The organism is Stenotrophomonas sp. DDT-1, assembly GCF_001580555.1.
Lineage (GTDB): Bacteria > Pseudomonadota > Gammaproteobacteria > Xanthomonadales > Xanthomonadaceae > Stenotrophomonas > Stenotrophomonas sepilia.
The window spans coordinates 14,716-35,702 of the sequence record NZ_LEKR01000019.1 but is presented as its reverse complement, the minus strand read 5'-3'; the positions used below and the strand labels follow the sequence as shown (position 1 = coordinate 35,702).

At 67.4% G+C, this 20,987-nt stretch carries 18 protein-coding genes; 13 read left to right on the top strand and 5 right to left on the bottom strand.

From position 1 onward, the window contains the following. The first annotated feature begins 15 nt into the window (after nucleotides 1-15). The 6 genes from AB839_RS11240 to AB839_RS11215 all read left to right on the top strand — a co-directional run bounded on the left by AB839_RS11240 (nucleotide 16) and on the right by AB839_RS11215 (nucleotide 5,330). Nucleotides 16-1,470 carry a porin family protein gene (locus AB839_RS11240; protein WP_061479431.1) on the top strand — a complete coding sequence of 485 codons (1,455 nt, stop codon included), beginning with the start codon at nucleotides 16-18 and terminating at the stop codon, nucleotides 1,468-1,470. A gap of 136 nt (nucleotides 1,471-1,606) precedes the next feature. Further along, nucleotides 1,607-2,011 carry a response regulator gene (locus AB839_RS11235; RefSeq protein WP_005416747.1) on the top strand — a complete coding sequence of 135 codons (405 nt, stop codon included), beginning with the start codon at nucleotides 1,607-1,609 and terminating at the stop codon, nucleotides 2,009-2,011. A 9-nt stretch (nucleotides 2,012-2,020) separates the two neighbouring features. Next, nucleotides 2,021-3,607: a PAS domain-containing protein gene (locus AB839_RS11230; RefSeq protein WP_061479430.1), complete on the top strand. Its 1,587-nt coding sequence runs from the start codon at nucleotides 2,021-2,023 to the stop codon at nucleotides 3,605-3,607. Nucleotides 3,608-3,677: 70 nt separating this feature from the next. Beyond that, a complete protein-coding gene (locus AB839_RS11225; protein ID WP_049411569.1) occupies nucleotides 3,678-4,019 on the top strand; it encodes a type II toxin-antitoxin system prevent-host-death family antitoxin in 342 nt (113 codons plus the stop codon). 3 nt (nucleotides 4,020-4,022) lie between these two features. Beyond that, on the top strand, nucleotides 4,023-4,649 hold the full coding sequence (locus AB839_RS11220; protein ID WP_061479429.1) for an AAA family ATPase: 627 nt from the start codon (nucleotides 4,023-4,025) through the stop codon (nucleotides 4,647-4,649). A gap of 63 nt (nucleotides 4,650-4,712) precedes the next feature. Further along, the gene (locus AB839_RS11215; protein WP_061479428.1) at nucleotides 4,713-5,330 is read left to right on the top strand and encodes a hypothetical protein; all 618 of its coding nucleotides are present in this window, start codon (nucleotides 4,713-4,715) and stop codon (nucleotides 5,328-5,330) included. Between the two features lie 54 nt (nucleotides 5,331-5,384). Here AB839_RS11215 and proP read toward each other — a convergent pair whose 3' ends face one another. Next, a complete protein-coding gene (proP, locus tag AB839_RS11210; protein ID WP_061479427.1) occupies nucleotides 5,385-6,872 on the bottom strand; it encodes a glycine betaine/L-proline transporter ProP in 1,488 nt (495 codons plus the stop codon). 556 nt (nucleotides 6,873-7,428) lie between these two features. Between proP and AB839_RS11205 the strand changes: the two genes are divergently transcribed. Together AB839_RS11205 and AB839_RS11200 are read left to right on the top strand one after the other, a co-directional pair. After that, nucleotides 7,429-7,845 carry a host attachment family protein gene (locus AB839_RS11205; protein ID WP_061479426.1) on the top strand — a complete coding sequence of 139 codons (417 nt, stop codon included), beginning with the start codon at nucleotides 7,429-7,431 and terminating at the stop codon, nucleotides 7,843-7,845. Between the two features lie 5 nt (nucleotides 7,846-7,850). Beyond that, on the top strand, nucleotides 7,851-8,174 hold the full coding sequence (locus tag AB839_RS11200) for a thioredoxin family protein (protein ID WP_061479425.1): 324 nt from the start codon (nucleotides 7,851-7,853) through the stop codon (nucleotides 8,172-8,174). Between the two features lie 59 nt (nucleotides 8,175-8,233). Here AB839_RS11200 and AB839_RS11195 read toward each other — a convergent pair whose 3' ends face one another. Next, complete coding sequence (locus AB839_RS11195) at nucleotides 8,234-8,476, bottom strand: hypothetical protein (protein WP_032962604.1); 243 nt, start codon at nucleotides 8,474-8,476, stop codon at nucleotides 8,234-8,236. Between the two features lie 462 nt (nucleotides 8,477-8,938). Here AB839_RS11195 and AB839_RS11190 point away from each other — a divergent pair, with 462 nt between their 5' ends. Next, nucleotides 8,939-11,290 carry a GH92 family glycosyl hydrolase gene (locus AB839_RS11190; protein ID WP_061479424.1) on the top strand — a complete coding sequence of 784 codons (2,352 nt, stop codon included), beginning with the start codon at nucleotides 8,939-8,941 and terminating at the stop codon, nucleotides 11,288-11,290. Nucleotides 11,291-11,433: 143 nt separating this feature from the next. On the opposite strand, the gene AB839_RS11185 is transcribed toward AB839_RS11190, so the two are convergent. Next, nucleotides 11,434-12,807: a sensor histidine kinase gene (locus AB839_RS11185; protein ID WP_061479423.1), complete on the bottom strand. Its 1,374-nt coding sequence runs from the start codon at nucleotides 12,805-12,807 to the stop codon at nucleotides 11,434-11,436. Continuing rightward, complete coding sequence (locus AB839_RS11180) at nucleotides 12,800-13,474, bottom strand: response regulator (RefSeq protein ID WP_061479422.1); 675 nt, start codon at nucleotides 13,472-13,474, stop codon at nucleotides 12,800-12,802. The genes AB839_RS11185 and AB839_RS11180 overlap by 8 nt, the downstream gene beginning before the upstream one ends. A 62-nt stretch (nucleotides 13,475-13,536) precedes the next feature. On the opposite strand from AB839_RS11180, the gene AB839_RS11175 reads away from it, so the two are divergent. From AB839_RS11175 to AB839_RS11165, 3 genes are read left to right on the top strand one after another with little or no spacing between them, the layout of a single operon-like run. Continuing rightward, the gene (locus AB839_RS11175) at nucleotides 13,537-14,781 is read left to right on the top strand and encodes a TolC family protein (RefSeq protein ID WP_061479421.1); all 1,245 of its coding nucleotides are present in this window, start codon (nucleotides 13,537-13,539) and stop codon (nucleotides 14,779-14,781) included. Continuing rightward, entirely contained in the window at nucleotides 14,781-15,953 is a 1,173-nt protein-coding gene (locus tag AB839_RS11170; protein WP_061479420.1) for an efflux RND transporter periplasmic adaptor subunit, read from the top strand. The genes AB839_RS11175 and AB839_RS11170 overlap by 1 nt, the downstream gene beginning before the upstream one ends. Next, the gene (locus AB839_RS11165; protein ID WP_061479419.1) at nucleotides 15,950-19,027 is read left to right on the top strand and encodes a CusA/CzcA family heavy metal efflux RND transporter; all 3,078 of its coding nucleotides are present in this window, start codon (nucleotides 15,950-15,952) and stop codon (nucleotides 19,025-19,027) included. Before AB839_RS11170 ends, AB839_RS11165 begins: the two co-directional genes overlap by 4 nt. A gap of 139 nt (nucleotides 19,028-19,166) precedes the next feature. Here the strand turns inward: AB839_RS11165 and AB839_RS11160 are convergent, their stop codons facing one another. Beyond that, nucleotides 19,167-19,910 carry an SDR family oxidoreductase gene (locus AB839_RS11160; protein WP_061479418.1) on the bottom strand — a complete coding sequence of 248 codons (744 nt, stop codon included), beginning with the start codon at nucleotides 19,908-19,910 and terminating at the stop codon, nucleotides 19,167-19,169. Nucleotides 19,911-20,015: 105 nt separating this feature from the next. Here AB839_RS11160 and AB839_RS11155 point away from each other — a divergent pair, with 105 nt between their 5' ends. Beyond that, nucleotides 20,016-20,969 carry a LysR family transcriptional regulator gene (locus tag AB839_RS11155; RefSeq protein WP_061479417.1) on the top strand — a complete coding sequence of 318 codons (954 nt, stop codon included), beginning with the start codon at nucleotides 20,016-20,018 and terminating at the stop codon, nucleotides 20,967-20,969. Nucleotides 20,970-20,987: the final 18 nt, after the last annotated feature.

Genomic DNA, 20,987 nt, shown 5'->3' with positions numbered 1-20,987 from the left:
CGCCACGGATCGCCCATGCGCCACCCCATTTTCCTTGTGTTCCTGCTGCTGGTTGCCGCCGACGTGTGCGCCCAGCAGGACGATCTGCTCCGCGTGCTCGAACAGGGCAGCGAACTGCGCCACCAGCAGCAGGACCAGCAGCGCCTGCAGCAAGCCGAATCACAGCGGCCGACGCTCACCATCGATGGCAAGACCGTGCGGGTGGAGCGCACCGTTGATGATCTCGGCCAGGCCCTCTACCTGTCGTTGCAGCACCAGCAGTGGCCGGCCGCCGCGGCGTTCCTGGCCGAATACATCGAGCTTCCGGGGCACGATCCGCTGCTGCGCCACTACGCGCAGGGTGCGTTGGCCCGCGTGGCCGGTGACCATCCGCGCGCTGCACAGGAGTACGAAGCGCTGCTGGCAGCGCAGCCGGACTTCCTGCCCGCCCGCCTTGAACTGGCACGCGTCTATGCCGAAGACCAGCGCGACCGCGAGGCGGTGGCATTGTTCGGTGCAATCAAGGCCGGTATCGACAGCAACGATCCGGCCACCGCAGGTGTCCGCGCTCGTGTGGACAGCTATCTGGACGCGTTGCAGGCACGCAGGCGCTGGAAGGCGGCGGTCGCCGCCGGGCCTGCATGGAGCGACAACATCAACCGCAGTTCGGCCAGCCGCACCTGCCTGTTCGTCGTCGGCGACACCTGCCTCATCGAACGCACGCTGCCCGAAGCGCAGCGCGCCACCGGCCTGGACTACGACGCCAACCTGGAACGGCGCTGGGCGTTGGCCGGCCATCATGGACTTTACGTGCGCGGTCTCGCTTTCGGTCAGGCATGGCGCGGGTACAGTGCATACAACGAGCTCAACGCCAGCGTGCAGGCCGGTTACAGCTGGCGCAGTGCACGGCACACCCTGCAGCTGGCGCCGAGCTATGACTTCCAGGCGCTGGGCAACCACGCTCTGCAGGGCGGCAGCGGCGTACACGGCGAGTGGCAGTACGCCCTGGACGGGCGCAGCCTGCTCAAGCTGGAGGCCGACTGGAAGCGCCAGCGCTATCGGCAGCCGGGCCTGGCCGACAACTACGATGGCGATCTGGCAGCGCTGTATGCCACCTGGTTCCGCGCGCTTAATCCGCGCTGGACCCTGTTCGCGGGCATGGACCTGAGCGACAGCAGCGCTGCCGACCCGGCCAACGGCTACCGCCAGCGCGGCCTGCGGCTGGGCGCGGCGCGCCAGTGGAGTGGCACCACGGCCACGGTGTTCGTGTCGTTGCGTCACCGTCACTACGATGCCTGGAGTCCGTTGCTGGAGGCGCGCAGGCAGGACGACGAACAGAACCTGATCGCCATCGTGCGCAGCGAGCGGCTGGCGGTGGGCGGGCTGGTGCCCAGCCTGAGCCTGCGCTACGCCCGTATCGACAGCAACGTCGGTTGGCTGTACAGCCATGACCGCGGCCTGCTCAGCCTGAAATGGGAGCGTGCGTTCTGAACGCACCGCTGCAAGGCCGGAGTGAATGCGCCGCGGCTGCGATCTTCATCGATCATCACGCGCCCTTGTAGCCCGGTTCGCGCATCCTACGACCGTTGCGGCGGAGGTGGGCCGCGTGTATCGAGGAGCGCCGGTCGTGCTGGAAGCGGGCAACAAACCAGAAGGCCTGAAAGGGTTGAGAGTACTGGTGGCGGAAGATGAATTCGCCATCGCGATGTTCCTGGTGGACTACCTGGAGTTGAAGGGCGCGCAGGTGGTGGGGCCGGCCGGGGACCTGCAGGCACTCGGCCGGCTGCTGGATGACAACCCCATCGACGTGGCCCTGCTGGACATCAACCTGGGCGGTGAACAGGTGTACCCGCTGGCCGACCGGTTGGCCGAAGCGGGTACGCCGTTCATGCTGACCTCTGGCTACGATGACAACCTGCCCAGCCGCTTCGCGGATGCGCCCCGCTGCACCAAGCCCTATCACATCGAGGCCCTGGTCCAGCAGCTGGCGGGACTGGTGGCGACGCCGCAGGCCCCTGCGGGCATCGCCTGATTGCGCGGCATGTCGCGCCACACCGAAGGCCTCCGGGCCGTTGAGCGCCCGGCGGGCATGCCGCCGTCGCTGCAGGCCGATGCGCGCCATGACGGCATGGCCGCCCGTATTGCCCGGCACGACTGGTCAGGCACGCCACTGGGTGCGATCGAGCAATGGCCGCCGCACCTGCGCGCCACCGTCGACCTGATGCTTGCGCACGGCTTTCCGATGATCGTGCTGTGGGGCGAGCAGCTGGTGCAGCTCTACAACGATGGCTATGCCGAGATCCTGGCTGACAAGCATCCTGGCGGACTGGGCCAGCCGACGCGCGAATGCTGGCCCGAGGTCTGGCACATCAACGGCCCGATCTACCAGCGTGTGTGGCAGGGCGAGACCATCACCTATGAGGACAAGCTCTATCCGCTGGCGCGGCGGGGGCGCTTGGAGGATGTCTGGTTCACCATCACCTACAGCCCCATACGCGGAGAGGACGGGTGCATCAACGGCGTGCTGGTGACCATGTTCGAAACGACGGCCGCGCACGTTGCGCAGGCGGCCCGCGAACGCGAGGAACAGAAGCGCCGTGAGAGCGACCGCCGGTTGGCGCTGGCCTTCAAGGTGCTGCCGGTGGGTGTCTGCATTGTCGATGCCGACGGCAACCTGCAACTGTCCAACGACCAGATGCGGACCTATCTTCCCACCGGCAAGGTGCCCTCCACGGATCGCCCCAACCACTACCGGTGGCAGGGTACGCATCCCGATGGCTCGCGCATCGAACCCCACGATTTCGCCATCGCCCGCGCCCTGCGGGGGGAGACGATGGTCCCAGGCCTGGAGTTCCAGTTCATCCATGACGATGGGCGCGCGCGCTGGACGCGTGTCGCCGCCGCACCGCTGCGTGATGCCGATGGCGGGGTGAGTGGCGTGTTCGCGATCGCCGTGGACATCGACGACCTCAAGCGTGCCACCGAGCGCCAATCGGTGCTGCTGGCCGAACTGCAGCATCGCGTGCGCAACATCATGTCGACCATCCATGCCCTTGCCTGGCGGACCCGCGCATCGGTCGGCAGCGTGGACGAGTATGCCGAGCGCCTGTGCGCGCGGCTGATGTCACTGGCGCGCACGCAGAGCCTGTTGACCCGTGGCGCCAATGTAGGGGTCTGCCTGCGCGGCATGCTCGAGCAGGAGATCGCGGCGCAGACACCGGCCGCCGCCGCCTATCACCTGCAGGGTGAGGATGTGCTGTTGCCACCGAAGGCGGCCGAAGTACTGTCGCTGGCCATCCATGAGCTGGCCACCAATGCGTTGCGGTATGGCGCGCTGGCCCACGAGGACGGCCGGATCGATGTCTGCTGGCACCTGCAGGTGCAGGATGGGCAGCCGTGGCTGGGCCTGCACTGGTGCGAGCGCCATGCCGAGGTGGAGGGGTGGGAGATGCCACGCCAGCGTGGCCTGGGCCGGGTCCTGATCGAGCAGCGGGTGCCCTATGAACTGGCCGGCAGCGGCGAGCTGCGCTTTACCCCGCAAGGCCTGGATGCCTGGATCCGCTTCCCGCTGCGCGAGCGTGACAGCCTGCTGCAGACCGACGCCCCGGACGCTGGGGCGCCGGAGTGAAAAGGGATTTATCCCCAATTTGGCCAAATTGGGTATAGTGGCTGTCATCCACCCTGTCTGGAGCCGTGCCATGACCCTGCCGCTGGATCTGCCTGGCCTTGAAAAAGCCCCGGCCTCGTCGGTGAAGACCCGGGGCTGGCCGAGCCTGATGCGCACCGTGCGCGAAAAGCAGGCGCTGGTCATCACCAACCACAATCACCCGGAAGCGGTGATCGTGGACATCCGTACCTACCAGGAGCTGCTGGCCAAGGCCGCGGGTGGCGATGCCGGTGAGCGCAACGAAGAGCTGCTGCGCCTGCGCAGCGAATTCGACCAGAAGCTGGCCGGGCTGCAGCGCGGGGAGGGGCTGGGCAAGGTGCTGGGCCAGCCGATCCGGCGCGGCCGCAAGGTCACCCTCGGCCGCCCGCTCTGATCGATGGGACGCATCCTGGCGCTGGCCGGCGTCAATGGCGCCGGCAAGAGTTCGCTGCTGGGCACCTGGCTGGACGCCGAAGGGCTGAGCTGGTTCAACCCGGACTCGTTCACCCGTCGCCTGGTCGACGCCGGCTGGCCGCTGCCGGAGGCCAACGCCGAGGCCTGGCAGGAAGGCACCCGCCGCCTGCGCCAGGCCATGGCCGATGGCACCGACTTCGCCTTCGAGACGACGCTCGGCGGCAACACCATTCCGCGCCTGCTGCTCGAGGCCTGCGAACGGCATCAGGTGGCGATCTGGTTCTGTGGGCTGGCCGATGTCGAGCTGCACATCGCCCGTGTTGCGGCGCGGGTGGCCGCTGGCGGCCACGATATTCCGGTGGAGAGGATCCGCGCGCGTTTCGATTCCGCGCGCGCGAACCTGCTGGAGCTGCTGCCACACCTGGCCGAGCTGCACGTCTACGACAACAGCGCACCGGCCGACGCACAGGGCTGCGTGGTGCCGCTGCCGGTACTGGCCATGGCTGCAGGCGAACTGCAATACCCCATTGCGGTAGCCGACCTGCTGCACACGCCCGGCTGGGCCAAGCCCATCGTGATGCGTGCGATGGAATTGAACAGCCCGCGCTAGATCCACGCCATGCGTGGATGCCTTGGCTGTGGTTAGACTGGCCGCACACCCAAGGAGGATGACATGCACGGACCTGCGATGTTCCGCTCCACTTCGATCTGCCTGGCGCTTGCTGCGCTGGCGCTGTCCAGCTTGACGGCGGCGGCTGCGCCGGCCGCGTCCAAGCGGGTGGTGGCGCCGCCCAGCCTGGTACAAGCGTATCGGGCCGCCGAAGCCAATCTGCGGCTGATTCCCGGCGACGACATTGAATCCGAGTTCCGTCCGGTGTGGACCGCTGTTGCCGATCTCGATGGCGACGGCCGTGCCGAGGTCGTGTATTTCTACACGTCCACCTACACCGGCGGCAGCTTCGCCCAGCGCAACGTTGTTGCGGTGATGACCGCGTTGGCCGAGAACGATCCGCGGGGCCAGGAGAACCCGAAGAGCGTGTCGCCGGTGGAGGCAGAGGACTATGCCGCCATCCGCAGGTATGGCTATGGCGACGACGCGGTCGAACAGATTCCAGGCGCCATCCATGCCATCCGCATCCAGGGTGATCGCATCATTGTCGATTTCACCGTCAGTGGCGGGGCGACGGTCTGCGAATGGAAGAGCCCAAATCGCCACGTCTGTCCGCCGGACGGGAACTACACCTGGACGCTGCGTTGGACGCCGGGAAAGCTGGCGCGCATCAAGACGTAGCGCCAGTGGCGCCGCAGATCCACGCCATGCGTGGATCGCGTTTTGCACCCGATCTCAGGCAGGCTTCACCTGCTCGGGCTGGGCAACATCCGGCAGCGGCGGCAAGGTCGGGTCCACCGTCACCGGCACATCGCTCTTCAACAGCGCAGCCGCCTCCCGTTCGCAGCCGACCGCCGGCGGTGAGCCGCGCAGCGGCAGGCCAGCGGTTTCCTTCACGAACAGCATGGTCACCAGCCCGATCACCGCCGCGCCCATCAGGTAATAGGCCGGCACCAGCGGGTCGCCGGTGCGTTCCACCAGCCACGCGGTCACCAGCGGCGTGGTGCCACCGAACAGCGACACCGACACATTGAAGGCGATCGACAGCGCGCTGTAGCGCACCGGGGTGTAGAACAGCGCCGGCAGCGTGGACGGCATCGAACTGGTGAAGCACACCAGCGCCAGGCCCAGCAGCATCAGGCCGAGGAAGATCAGCCCGTCATGGCCGCTGCCGACCAGCAGCAGGCACGGAATGGCCAGCACCAGCAGCGCGATGCAGGCACCGATGATCATCGGGCGGCGGCCCAGCCTGTCACTGAACACGCCGCCGACGATGTTCAGCGGCATCATCACCAGCATCACGATGATGATCAGCAGCAGGCCCTTGCTCTCGGCGTAGCCCATGGTGACGCTGAGGTAGCTGGGCATGTAGGTCAACAGCATGTAATCGGTGACGTTGAACACCAGCACCAGGCCCATGCACACCAGCAGCTGGCGGCCATGCACCTGGAACAGCGCGCGCAGCCCCGGCCGGTCGTGTTCGCGCTTCTCGGCTTCCTCGGCGAAGGCGCGGAACGCCGGGGTTTCCTCCAGCTTCATGCGCATGTACAGGCCGAGCAGGCCCAGCGGGCCGGCCACCAGGAACGGAATGCGCCAGCCCCAGTCCAGCATCTGCTCGCTGCTCAACAGCATGTGCAGCGCGGTCACGGTACCGGCGCCGGCGATGTAGCCGCCCAGCGTGCCGAACTCCAGCCAGCTGCCCATCAGGCCGCGGTTGCGATCGGTGGAATACTCGGCGATGAAGGTCGCCGCGCCGCCATATTCACCGCCGGTGGAAAAGCCCTGCACCACGCGTGCGAGCAGCAACAGCACCGGTGCCCAGATACCGATGCGCTCGTAGGCGGGGATCAGGCCGATCGAAAAGGTGCCCAGCGCCATCAGGACCATGGTGAACGCCAGCACTTTCTGGCGGCCGTAGCGATCACCCAGCGGGCCGAACACCAGGCCGCCCAGCGGCCGTACCAGGAACGCCACGGTGAAAGTGGCGAACGCGGCGATCACCTGCGCGGTGGGATTGCTGGAGGGGAAGAACACCTGGCCGATGGTGACCGCCAGATAGCCGTAGACACCGAAATCGAACCATTCCATCGCGTTGCCCAGTGCAGCGGCGCCAACGGCGCGCTTGAGCATGGGCTTGTCGACCACCGTGATCTCATCGACCTTCAGGTGGCGGCGGCGCTTGAACCAGCCAAAGTGGGCGTGTGCATCGGGGGTGTCCTGCATGGGGACTCCTTGTTGAGTAAATACGGTGCGGAATAGACGGTGTGGTGTGTCCCGAGAAACGGAAACGGCGATGCAGGCGCAGGTGGCGCAGGGGCATCGGGGCTGGGGGAATGTGCGCACGCACGACGCCACGCGCACGAAATCGCACCGCAGTAACGGTGGACATGCGGAAACACACCACTGCAGCCGCGCAATCAGCGGCCAGCGGTCACGTCAGCGTGGGAATGCAGGCAGAGCGCCTGCGGGCGTCATCCGCCGGGATCCAGCGCGAGGCGATGGAAGGGCAGGGCGGGAGCCATCGTGGCAAGCGAAGCGCCGGTCGGCAGTGCTTCCCACGAACAGGTGCGCCCGTCACGTAGTGGGTCGTGTCGATCATCGGTTCATGATAACGGCATCGGTGTGAGCATGCGGAGAAGCGGGCTGATCTGCACGCTGTGTTCCATTGCGCCTGTTCATCCGCAATGCATGCGATGACACGCGTTGAACGAACCTTGGCCGCAGCCCTCACGCAGTGCTGTCTACGGTAGTGCCGAACGCAATCGAGAAGGAGCATCGCATGACCCGTCGCATTCCCGAAGGCACCCTGATCGTCGTTGCCGATGGTGGTTCGGCCCGCGTGTTCACCAACGTGGGCAGCGAACATCAGCTTGCGTTGAAGCAGGAAGGTGAGCTGCGCCTGCAGGACATCAGCGAGCAGGGTATCTCAGGTCAGGGGCCGGCCGGTGCGGTGCCGAAGGACATGTCCATTTCCCAGCTCAACGAGGCGACGTTCGCCAAGCAGGTGGCTGAGCAGCTCAACGAAGATGCCTTGAATAATCGCTATGCACACCTGGTACTGGTGGCAGACCCGACCACGCTGGGCCGTATCCGCCCGCTGCTGCACATGGAGGTCCAGGCGCGCCTGCTGGGCGATATTGCCAAGGACCTGACCAATTCACCGGTGGAGGACATCCAGAAGGCCTTGGCGGGGTAACGACCATGCAGTTCATGCGTGACTACCCGGCGGCGGAGCCCGCCGACGCGGACGTGGAAGCTCAGGCGGGCTGGCTGCTGCTAGAGTTCGGTGCACCCTGGTGTGGCCATTGCCAGACCGCGCAGCCCACACTCCAGGCGTTTGTGGACGCCCATGATCTGGTGCATTGGAAGATCGAAGATGGCAAGGGAAAGCCACTGGGGCGTGCCTTCAAGGTAAAACTGTGGCCCACCGTGGTGCTGCTGCATGACGGCCAGGAAGTGGCGCGGGTGGTGAGGCCGGTCGAAAGCGCCGACCTCGCTACGTTGCAGGGCGCATTGCCGGGTTGACGGCAGCAGTCGCTGCCTGCGGCTCGAACCGCGCCGAGCAGGCTTGGCTGCATTGCGGTCTAGTGATAGGTCACCTTTTCCGCTTCCGCGCGCAACTTCTGCAGCAGGCAACGCCCATGCTGGCTCAGCATGACCATCGCATTGGCGATCTCTTTGGCGTTGTAGCCCATCGGTGCGGGTGGCTTCGGCTCGGGGCCGTACTGCTCGCCGATGAGGATGGCCATGCCTTCGGCACTGTTGAGGGCGTGTTCGATGCGCTGGAACAGCGATTCCATGGCCGGGCTGAGCGGACGTTGGGTCATGCGGGAACTCCTTGGGAAGCGAAGGCCACCGCAAGGGTGGCGGGCGATGCGAGGTTGGAACTTCGGCTGAGCTTTGGGAAAAGCCGGAGGGCCATTCGGCCGCCGCGCACCGCCCGCCGTAGTTACGGCAAGCAGATCCCAAAGCTCAAAACGGGGTTCCAATCCCGGCAGCGGCGTTTGCGCTGCGGTGCCATCCTGGGCAGATCGAGGCGCTGCATACCAATTGATGGTTCGTCTCGCTTTCTCCCGTTTCGAAGGCGCGGTCTTTCAGAGGTGCATGTGTGGACATCCATTGGCGTATCGGCACCGATCGGGAGGCGGGAGACCGCAAGGCTATGAGGCGACTCGTCGTCCGGCCATGCAATTACGTGCAAATCATCGTGCCGGTTCCGGCGGCCGCACTGCAGCATGCGACAAGACAGGCCCGGTGCTAGGATCCGACTACCACCTGAATCGATCCAAATGCCGATGCCCACGCTGGACCGTCGCCTCCTGATCGCCTTCGCTGCCACCGCCATGCTTGTCACCGGTACCGCCTTGGCGGCCCCGTCGAAATCCGCCGCCGAACGCGCCTATGCCTCGGTCGACCCGTTCATCGGCACCGGTGGCGAAGGCCACACCTACCCGGGGGCCACAGTGCCGTTCGGCATGGTCCAGCTCAGCCCGGACACGCGCATCCAGCCGCGCGAAAAGGCCTACGGCTGGGCCGCAGGCTACCGCTACGACGACAGCAGCATCGTCGGCTTCTCGCATACGCACTTCTCCGGCACTGGCCATTCCGATCTGGGCGACATCCTGCTGATGCCGTTCACCGGCAATCCGGGCCTGGAGCGCGGCGATCCGGAGAAGCCGCGCAGCGGCTATGCATCGCGCTTCCGTCATGACGATGAAAAGGCCGAGCCGGGCTACTACGCGGTCACCCTGGATGACTACAAGGTACGCGCCGAACTGACCACCAGTACCCGCGTGGGCGTGCACCGCTATGCCTTCCCCAAGGGCACCGACGCCAAGGTGCTGCTGGACATGCGTACCAGCATGTATGACTACCCGGGCAAGGTGCTGTGGTCGCGGGTACGGGTGCGCGCCGACGGTACGGTGACCGGCTTCCGCGAGACGCGCGGCTGGGCGCCGGGCCGCCAGCTGTATTTCGCGATGCGTTTCTCGCGCCCGCTGGCCGGGCACGAGCTGCACAACACCGAGCAGGACATCGTCTACAAGGGCTTCCCGCCGCCGGGTGAGAAGGATCCCGCGCAGCGCGCCCAGATCGAAGGCCGACAGCTGGTCGGTACGTTCGCATTCGGCAAGCTGGACGCACCACTGGTGGTCAAGGTGGCGATCTCGCCGGTCAGCGAAGCCGGCGCCATCGCCAACCTCGACGCGGAAGTGGCCGACTTCGATTTCGATCGCGTGCGTGCACAGGCGAAGCAGGAGTGGACGCAGGCACTGTCCGTGCTGGACATCGACGCGCCGGAGCATGCCCGTCGCAGTGCCTATACCGCGCTGTACCACACGATGTTGGGGCCGACGCTGTTCATGGATGCCGATGGCCAGTACCGCGGTTCGGACAACGCAGTGCACAAGGCCGACGGCTTCACGCACTATTCGACGTTCTCGCTGTGGGACACCTACCGTGCGCTGCACCCGCTGCTGACGCTGGTGCAGCCGGAGAAGCGCAACAGCGACTTCGTCAATTCCATGCTTGCCCACCATGAGCACAGCCCGTACGGCATGCTGCCGGTATGGTCGTTCCATGGCCTGGAAGACTGGTGCATGATCGGCTACCACGCCGTGCCGGTGATCGCCGATGCCTACGTGAAGGGCATTCGTGGCTTCGACGCCGACAAGGCGCTGAAGGCAATGGTCGAGACCGCCAATTACGGTCCCTATGACGGCATCGCGCAGTACCGCGAGCTGGGCTACGTGCCGATCGACGAGGAGGGCGAAGCAGCCAGCAAGACGCTGGAATACGCCTTCGACGACTGGACCATCGCACGCATGGCGCAGGCCATGGGCAAGGCCGATATCGCGGCGACCTTCGACAAGCGCGCAGGCAACTGGCGCAATGCCTTCGACAAGGACACCGGCTTCATGCGCGCACGCAAGCGCGATGGCAGTTTCCGCACGCCCTTCGACCCCAGCGCCAGCGGCTACGGCACCGACTACACCGAAGGCAATGCCTGGCAGTACTCGTGGTACGTGCCGCAGGACGTCGCCGGGTTGGCGGCCGCGCACGGTGGCAGCGACAAGCTGCTCGCGCGCCTGGACGAGGTGTTCAACGCCAAGGTGGATCCATCGATCTTCGAGCACATGGAAGACATCACCGGCCTGATCGGCTGGTATGCGCACGGCAACGAGCCCAGCCACCACGTGGCCTACCTGTATTCGTATGCCGGCCAGCCGTGGCGCACGCAGGCGCGCCTGAAGCAGATCATGGATACCCAGTACGCCGACCGTCCCGATGGCCTGGCCGGCAATGATGACGTCGGCCAGATGTCGGCGTGGTATGTGTTCACCGCGCTGGGCTTCTACCCGGTTGCACCGGGTTCGGGCGAGTACATTCTTGGCCGTCCGTTCCTGCCGAAGACCGCGATGCGCCTGCCCAACGGCAAGACGTTCACCATCGTGGCCGAGGGGCTGGATGAAGCGCACACGTACGTGGGCAGCGTGACGTTGAACGGCAAGCCGCTGCAGCGCACCTTCCTGCGCCACGACGAGATCCTGGCCGGTGGCGAACTGCGCTTCAGCATGCAGGCCGAGCCGAACAAGGACTGGCCGGGGCAGGGCGCGCAGGCGCCGTATTCGATGAGCCGATGACGCGCACTCGGTAGGTGCCGACCTTGGTTGGCACGCTTCACGGGTGACCGGGAACCTGTAGAGCCGAGCCCATGCTCGGCTCAGGCATCGTGCCAGGAGCAGCCGAGCATGGGCTCGGCTCTACAAGGGCAATTCAACAACGCTCAGCGAAACCGCAGCCCCACGCGCGCGCCACCGAGCGGCGCCGTTTCGATCTTCAACATCGCGCCATGCCGCTGCGCGATCTCGGCCACGATCGCCAGCCCCAGCCCGCAGCCGTCCCCCTCGCTGCTGGCCCGGTAGAAGCGTTCTGTGACGCGCGCGCGCTCGGCTTCGGCGATGCCGGTGCCGTCATCGTCCACCCATACCCGCACGCCGTCGGTTCCCTGCCGAAGGCCGAGGGTGATGACTCCGGGCGTGGCGCCGTAGCGCAGCGCGTTGTCCAGCAGGTTACCCAGCGCCTCGCGCAGCAGCTGTGGATCGCCCTGTACCTGCACGCTGTCGTCGGGTCCGTCGTAACCCAGGTCCACGCCTGCAGCCAACGCACGATCGGCGTAACGCTCGACCACGCCACGCGCCAGCGCGGCCAGATCCAGCGGCTGCAGCGGCAGTGCGCTGCCCTGTGGATCTTCCGAGCGGCTGAGCATCAGCAGCTGATTGACCAGGTGCTGCAGCCGCGCCAGCCCGGCCAGCGTGCCGGACAGCGCCAGTTGCTGCGCCTGTGGATCATGCTGGCGCAGGGAACTCTCCAGCTCCACCTGCATCGCAGCAAGCGGCGTGCGCAGCTGGTGCGCGGCGTTGCTGACGAAGCGCCGTTGCGCCGCCTGCATCGCATCCAACCGGTGCAGCAGCGCGTTATAGGCTTCCACCGCCGGCCACAGTTCGCGTGGCGCTTCCTGTGCGGGTTCCAAGGGCGCCAGTGGGTCCGGGCGGGGGCTGGCCAAGCGCCGCGCCACCTGGTTCGCATGGCGTGCGGCAGCGCCGGTCCCCGACCACGCCAGCCACGCCGCCAGTGCCAGGATCGCGGCCTGGAACGGGATGCTGGTCAGCAGCAGCTTGCGCTCCAGTCGGTGGCGCTTGCGCAGCGTCTCGGCCACGCGCAGCCGGATATCGTGGCCGGGCCCGGCGCTGACCACGACTTCGACCATGCGCACCGGCTGCCCGCGTAGGCGCGCATCGTAGTAGACCGCGCCCTCATCGGCGGCAGCGCTCCCCGGGCGCGGCAGTGCTTCGGGCAGGTCGCCATACAGGCGCCCGCCTGCAGCGTCGACCACCTCGCCATGCACTTGGTCGGCGGTGTCCCAGGTGAACATGCGCGATACGGCCGGGGTGATCTCGATCGAAGCGCGGCCATCCTGCACCGTCACCAGCTCGGACAGCGACATCGCCGAGTCCAGCAGCCAGCGGTCATAGACCTGTCCGGCGTAGAAACGGGCCAGCGCGAAGGAACCTACCGCGCTACACAGCAGCAGCACCAGCAGCGGCAGCCACAGGCGGCGCAGCAGCAGGCCACGCAGGCTGTGCACGCGCTCAGTCACCCACGGCCTCCAAGCGGTATCCAAGCCCACGCAGCATGCGGATGCCGACGCCGGCACGCGCCTGTTCCAGCTTGCGGCGCAGGCGGCTGACATGCACTTCGATCACCGACAGGCTGGCCTCGTGGTCCCAGCTGTACAGCGCGTCGAACAGGCGCTGCTTGGTGACGGTGCGGCCGGGATGCTGCATCAGGGCCTCGACCAGCGACAGCTCACGCGCGGTCAGTTCGATGCGCTGGCCGTCCACCTGCACTTCATTGCGGATGCTGTCGAAGCACAGGCGACCCAACCGCTTCTGCGCAGGCGCGTCGCTGCGGCGGCGTGACAGCGCACGCAGGCGTGCTTCCAGCTCTCCCAGCGCGAACGGCTTGGCGAGATAGTCGTCGCCACCCCGGTCGAGGCCGAGGATACGGTCTTCTATACCGTCGCGCGCAGTGAGGATCAGCACCGGCAGGGTCACACCGTCGTTGCGCAGGCGCGAGAGCAGGTCGAGGCCATCGACGTCGGGCAATGAAAGGTCGAGCACCATCACGTCATATGGCGCGCTGGCCAGTGCAGCGGGTGCATGCAGTCCGCGCGAGAGGTGGTCGCACAGATGACCCGTGCCCTGCAGGGCACGGATCAGTCCATCGGCCAGGGCGGCGTCGTCTTCGATCAGCAGGATTCGCATTGCAAGCTTCGTGCAAGGTTGGGGCAAGATTGGCGCAAGTGCGTCACCTTACCGTGACGCGCATGAATTTCTCCCCTTGTCTTGCGGCTGTGTTGGCTGCCCTCCTGTGCGCACCTGCGGCATCGGCACTGTCCCTGCAGGAGGCGCAGCGCGCCATGGAAGCGCATAACCCGGACCTGCGTGCGGCGGCGCTGGAGCTGCGCGGGGTGCAGGGCGACGCGCAGGCCGCCGCGCTGCGCCCGCCCACCGAGCTGTCGATCGGCAGCAGCAAGATCAGCCCGAAGCACGGCATCGGCCCGGGACGCTGGCAGGACAAGCGGGTGGACAGCACGCTGGGCCTGGGCTGGACCTGGGAGCGCGGTGGCAAGCGCGCATTGCGCATCCGCCAGGCCGATGCACTGCTGGAAGTGGCCGGGCTGGAGATGCTCGATACCCGGCGCCGGCAGCAGGTAGCGCTGCATGAGGCCTACTTCGGCCTGAAGCGCGCGCAGGAGCGGGTGCAGATTGCCGAGGCCAACCGCCAGAGTTCGGCCGAACAGATGGCGGCAGCCGACAAGCAGGTTGCCACCGGGGCGATGGCGCCGGTCGACCGCGCGCGGCTGGCGGTGGACGACCTGGCGGTGGCCGACGCGGCGCGCGAGGCAGTGCTGGATCTGCGCGATGCGCGGCATGCGCTGGGCCTGCTGCTCGGCCGTGACGACAGCGGCGACCTGAGCGCCGATGATCCCTGGCCCGACCCCGCAGCCGTTGCCGCAACGCGCGCATTCGATCCGCAGCAGCGTGCCGATCTGCGTGCGGCGCGTTCGCGCCTGGCCGCGGCCGATGCCGGTGTAGCACTGGCGCGCAGCGAGCGCCATCGCGACGTCCAGCTGGGCGTGGAAGCCGAACGCGAGCCGACCGACATCAGCGGCGTCACCTGGGGTGTGTCATTGACCATCCCGCTGGGCGGCCCGTCGCGTGCACGCGGCGCGATCCAGCGTGCCGAGGCCGACCGTGACAGTGCCGCGCTGGAACTGCAGGTGCTGCAGCGCGAAGCGCGCGCCGAACTGGACCAGTTGCAGGCCAGCGCGCAGTCCGCCGCGCAGCGTCGCAGCGACTATGAAGGGCTGCAGTCCGACGCTGCACGCAAGGCGGTGCGGGGCATCGAACTGGCCTACCGCCGCGGTGCCGCCAGCCTGACCGATCTGCTGGATGCGCGCCGTAGCTGGCGCGACTTCGAGGCTGCGCTGATCGAGGCGCGTGCCGACCATGCCATTGCGTTGGCGCGCTGGGAAGCGGCCACATCCGTTGCTGAAGGAGAGTCCTGATGAAGTCCACTGTCGCCCATCGTCTGCGGGCGCGACACGCCGTGCTGCCGGCCTTGCTGGCGCTGGCGCTGCTGGGTGGCTGCGGCCGCGAGCCGGCCTCGTACATCGAGGACGCGCCGCAGATCAGCGGCGGCCAGATCCAGTTTCCGGCCGGCAGTCGCCAGCTGGACGTGCTGCGCAGCGAGGCGGTGACCGCCGGCGCCAGCGCCAGCCTGCAGCTGCCGGGTCGGGTGGCCTGGGACGAGACCCGCTCCAGTGTACTGCGCACGCCATTGGCGGGGCAGGTGGCGCGTATCGATGCGCAGCCGGGGCAGAAAGTGAAGGCGGGCCAGGTGATCGCCTGGATCACTTCGCCCGAGTTCGGCCAGGCCCAGGCCGACGGCGTGCGCGGCCGCGCCGAACTGCAACAGGCCCGCAGGGAACTGGATCGCATCCGCGAGCTGCATGCGGCGGGTGTGGCATCGGGCCGTGAACTGGACGAGGCCGAGGCCAACTTTGCCGGCAGCCAGGCCGATCACGCGCGTGCGACCGCCTTCGCCAAGGCGTATGGCAATGGCCTGCACGTCGACCAGCGCCTGCCGCTGCGCGCCCCCATCGACGGCGTGCTGGTGGAACGGCGGATGAGCCCGGGCATGGCGGTCAGCCCCGACAGCGAACAGCCGTTGGCAGTGATTGGCGATCCGGACCGCTTGTGGTTGCTGCTGGATGTTCCCGAGAGCCAGGCAGGGCGCTTGAGGGCGGGCATGCAGGTGAGCCTGACCGTCGCCGATGGACGGCCGCTGCAGGCGACCCTGCAGCACGTGGATGACTTCGTCGACAGCGAGCGCCGCGTGGTGCAGGCGCGCGCCGAGCTGGACAACCGGGCACGGGCATTCAAGGCCGGCCAGTACGTGCGTGCGCAGGTGGCGTTGCCGGCCGAGGGCGGTGTCTCGCTTCCGGATGCGGCGGTGCTGCTGATCGACGGCAAGCAGGTGGTGTTCGTGGAGGAAGCAAAGGGCCGCTTCGTGCGCCATGCCGTGCACGCCGAGGAACTGGGTGACGGCCGCCTGTGGGTGCGTGAAGGCCTGGCGGCGGGCAGCAGGGTGGTGGTCGAGGGTGGCCTGCTGCTGCAGCAGCTGGTGGATAGCGCGCCGGCAGCCGCCAGCACCGGCACGGGGCACGCCGCCCCATGATCGATCGCCTGATTGCCTATTGCCTGCGCCAGCCGCTGATGGTGATGCTGGCGCTGCTGCTGTTCATCGGCGCTGGCATTGCTGCGTTCCGCGTGTTGCCGGTGGAGGCCTTCCCGGATGTGTCCGATACCCAGGTGACGGTCGTATCGCTGCACCCGGGCCGCGCCGCCGAAGAGGTCGAGCGCGAGGTGACGATGCCGCTGGAAGTGGCGCTGTCCGGCATTCCGCATTCGGTGCGGGTGTTCTCGCACACCCAGTTCGGCCTGTCGATGATCATCCTGACCTTCGACGACAAGGCCGATGACTACTTCGCGCGCCAGCAGGTGCTGGAGCGCCTGCAGGGGGTGGAGCTGCCGGAAGGGGTGACCCCGGAACTGGAGGCGATGAGTTCGGCGGTGGGTGAGATCTACCGGTACGTGCTGAAAGGCCCGCACATGACGCCGACCCAGTTGCGCACCGTGCAGGAATGGACGATGGAGCGCAGCCTGCGCACCGTGCCGGGCGTGGCCGATGTGATCAGTTTCGGCGGCTTCGCGCGCACCTTCCAGGTCAAGCCGGACCTGGACAAGCTGCGTGACCGCGGCATCAGCCTGGGTGAGTTCGCCGAGGCGATGGAGAAGGGCAGCTCGAATGCCGGCGGCGGCTACGTGGAACGCGGCCAGCAGCAGTTCCTGATCCGTGGCGTAGGCCTGATGCGTTCGCCGGCCGACATCGGCAACGTGGTGGTTACGCAGCGCGGGGGCACGCCAATACTGGTGCGCGACCTGGCCGGCATTGCCGACACCGGCCTGCCCCGGCAGGGCCTGGTCGGCCAGGACGACAATGACGATGCGGTGTTCGGCATGGTGCTGATGCGCAAGGGCGAGAATCCGTCCGACGTGCTCGACGCCCTGCATGCGCGCATTGCCGAGATCGAGGCGAACCAGCTGCCGGCCGGGGTCAGCATCGAGCCGTTCTACGACCGCTCGTGGCTGGTGTCGACCACGCTGAAGACCGTCTTCCGCAACCTGCTGGAAGGCGCGGTGCTGGTGTTCCTGGTGCTGTGGCTGTTCCTGTACAACGCCCGCGCCGCGCTGATCGTGGCGGCGATGATGCCGCTGGCGCTGTTGTCGACCTTCCTCGGCCTGCATCTGTGGGGCGTGCCGGCCAACCTGCTGTCGTTGGGCGCGATGGACTTCGGCATCATCATCGATGGCGCGGTGATTGTTACCGAGCACATTGTCTCGCGATTGTCGAAGCTGCCACCTACGGCTGATCGGAAGACGCGGTTCTCGACCATTCTGTCGGCCGCAACGGAAGTGGGGCGGCCGACGTTCTTCTCGATGCTGATCATCATCGCCGCGCACATCCCGATCTTCACCCTGCAGCGACAGGAAGGCCGCATGTTCGCGCCGATGGCGTACTCGGTGACCTCGGCATTGATCGGTGCGTTGATCCTCGCACTGACCGTAGTGCCGCTGTTCTGCTACTGGTGGCTGCGGCGCGACCGCATGCGCGATGGCAATCCACTGATGGACCGCCTGACCGGCTGGTACAAGCCGATCCTGGAACGCGCACTGGCCCGCCCGCGTGCGGTGGTGCTGACTGCGGTTGCGCTGCTGGTCGGCACGCTGGCGCTGGGCACAAGGTTGGGTTCGGAGTTCCTGCCCGAGCTGGACGAAGGATCGATCTGGCTGACCGCAACGCTCGACCCGAGCACCAGCCTGGCCGAGGCGCAGCAGCAGTCGCGGCGCATCCGCGAGCTGGTCGGCACCTTCCCGCAGGTATCGACGGTGGTGGCCAAGCTCGGGCGCCCGGAGGATGGCTCCGATGCCAAGGGTGCCAACCAGATCGAGGCGCTGGTGGCGTTGAAGCCGGAGGAAGAGTGGCCGAAGGGCGTGGACAAGCGGCAGCTGGTGAGCGATCTGCAGCGCACGCTGGAGCAGCGCATTCCAGGGCCGGAGTTCTCGATCTCGCAGCCGGTGCGCGACAACATCCTCGAGAGCATCTCGCAGATCAAGGGCCAGGTGGTGATCAAGGTGAGTGGCTCGGATCTGGACGTGCTGAACCAGCAGGCGCAGGCGATCCTGGCCCAGGTGCGTGCGGTGGACGGCGTGGAAAGCGCGTTCATCGATCGCGACGGTTCGCTGCCGCAGCTGCAGATCGACATCGACCGCGACCGCGCCGCGCGCTATGGCTTGAACGTGCGCGACATCGACGCGGTGATCGAGACTGCACTGGGCGGGCGCCAGGTCGGCGAGCTGTGGGAGGGTGACCGCAGGTTCCCGATCACCCTGCGCCTGGACGATGCTGATCGTGACCTGCAGCGGCTGCGCACGGTCCCGGTCGGCATCGGCGATGGGCACACGGTGACATTGTCCGACGTGGCCGACTTCCGCATGGCCAGCGGCGCGATCAACATCTCGCGCGAGAACGCACAGCGGGTCAAGGCGGTGAGCATCTTCATCGCCGGGCGTGACATGGGCAGCGTGGTGGCCGACATGCGCAAGCGCGTGGAGGCCAGCGTGCAGCTGCCGGAAGGCTACCGGCTGGAGTGGTCCGGCGAGTTCGAGAACCAGCAGCGTGCGATGAAGCGGTTGGGCTGGGTGATTCCGCTGTCGGTGCTGATCATCTTCGTGCTGCTGTTCGATGCCTTCAAGGACATCAGCAGCGCGGCGCTGATCCTGGCCAACGTGCCGCTGGCGATGATCGGCGGCATCCTGGCCCTGTGGTTGACCGGCATCCCTCTGTCGGTGTCGGCGGCGATCGGGTTCATCGCGTTGTTCGGGCAGGCGGTACTGAACGGGGTGGTGATGCTCAGTCGCTTCGCCCAGCTGCGCGAGCAGGGCATGGACCTGCTGCAATCCGTGGTGCAGGGCTCGCTGCAGCGCCTGCGCACGGTGCTGATGACCGCGCTGCTGGCGATGTTCGGTTTGCTGCCGATGGCGACCTCGCATGCGATCGGTGCCGAGACCCAGAAGCCGCTGGCTGTGGTGGTGATCGGTGGCCTGCTGTCGGCGATGCTGCTGACCCTGCTGGTACTGCCCACGCTGTACTACTGGGTACACCGGCGCCGCGAGGACCGTAGCGCCTGACCCTGCTGTAGAGCCGAGCCCACGCTCGGCTGCTTCCGGCCTTTGCGCGAAGAGCAGCCGAGCGTGGGCTCGGCTCTACCGAATTCGCGCGTCACACGCAGGTGCGATCCGCGCCATGCGTGGATGCCGTCCGCGCGACCTACACCATCCCACCGTTGGCGCGCAGTACCTGGCCATTGATCCATCCGCCATCGGCACCGGCCAGGAAGGCCACCGCACCGGCGATGTCCTCTGGCGTACCCAGCCGCTCCAGGGGGGGCATCTTCGCCAGCCGCTCGATCAGCTCCGGCGATTTTCCATCCAGGAACAGCTCGGTAGCGGTCGGGCCCGGCGCCACGGCGTTCACGGTGATGTTGCGCCCGCGCAGCTCCTTGCTGAGGATCGCGCCCATCGTCTCCACCGCCGACTTGCTGGCCGCATACACGCTGTAGTTCTCCAGCCGGGTCCCGACCACGCTGGTGGACAGCGTGACGATGCGCCCGGCGTCGCGCACCCGTCGTGCACTTTCGCGCAGCACATTGAAGGCGCCCTTGAGGTTGATGCCGATCACCCGCTCGAACAGGGCATCGTCGGTGTCGGCCAATGGTGCCAACTGCAGTACGCCCGCGCTGTTGACCACCACGTCGATGCCGCCGAAGCGGACTTCGATGGCGTCGAACAGCTGCCGCACCGCCTGCGGATCGGCGACATCGGCCTGAAGCGCAATGGCCTGCGCGCCGGCTGCGCCGAGTTCGGCCGCCAAGGCTTCGGCGTCGCCGCGGCGGCCCGCATAGTTGATCGCGACCGCGTGGCCGTCGGCGGCGAGCCGGCGGGAGATGGCGGCGCCGATGCCACGGGAGCCGCCGGTGACCAGGGCGACAGAGCGGGCGGGGGAGAGGGTCATGGTGGCTTCCACTGGGCACGCCGGAGCGACGCAGGGCCATCTTCGCGCCATCGCACGTTCGGATAATCCTGCATAATCCGCCTACATCATCCGGATAGCCGAACAATGGACCGCTTCACGGCCATGCGCGCCTTCGTCCGTATCGTCGAGCGCCGCAGCTTCACCCGGGCCTCCGAGGACCTCGGGCTGCCGCGCGCCACGGTGACCGACGCGATCAAGGCGCTGGAACAGCGGCTGGGCGTGCGCCTGCTGCACCGGACCACGCGGCAGGTGGTGCCGACGCTGGAAGGCGAAGCCTTCTACGGGCGATGCCTGCGCCTGATCGCCGACATGGACGATGCCGAGGCCGCGTTCCGTGACGCGCCGCCGCGCGGCCCGTTGCGCATTGAAGTGCACGGCACGCTGGGCCGGCACCTGCTGTTTCCGCAGCTGCCGGACTTCCTGCAGCGCTACCCGGAGATCGAACTGGACGTCAGCGAAGGCGACCGCTATGTCGATCTGCTGAGCGAAGGCGTGGATGCGGCGTTGCGGGTGGGGACGCTGGCCGACAGCGATCTGGCGGCGCGCCGGTTGACGATGCTGCGCGAGGTGACGGTGGCCGCGCCGGGCTACCTGCAGGCCAAGGGCGTCCCAGGCAGCATCGAGTCACTGCTGGACGGGCATGAAATGGTTGGCTATCGCTCCAGCGCCACCGGCCAGCTGATTCCCCTGGAGTTCCAGCAGCGCGGGCAGGTGCGTTACCTGCCGCTGCCGGCGCGGGTGCGTGTGTCCGGCGCGGATGCGTTCCTCGGTGCCGCGCTGGCAGGCCTGGGCATCATCCAGGCGCCGCGCTACCGGATGGACCCGTACATCGCGCGCGGGCAGCTGGTCGAGCTGCTGCCTGATGCGCCGCCGACGCCAAGCCCGTTGAGCCTGGTCTACCCGCGCAACCGCACGCCGTCGCCGCGGTTGCGGGTGTTCATCGACTGGGTGGCTGGGGTGTTCGACCAGGCCGAGGTTGCCGGCCAGCGGCCGGCACTACCGGGCCCGGTCAAACAGAGTGGGGTATTGCTTGGGTAGTGCCGGCCGCTGGCCGGC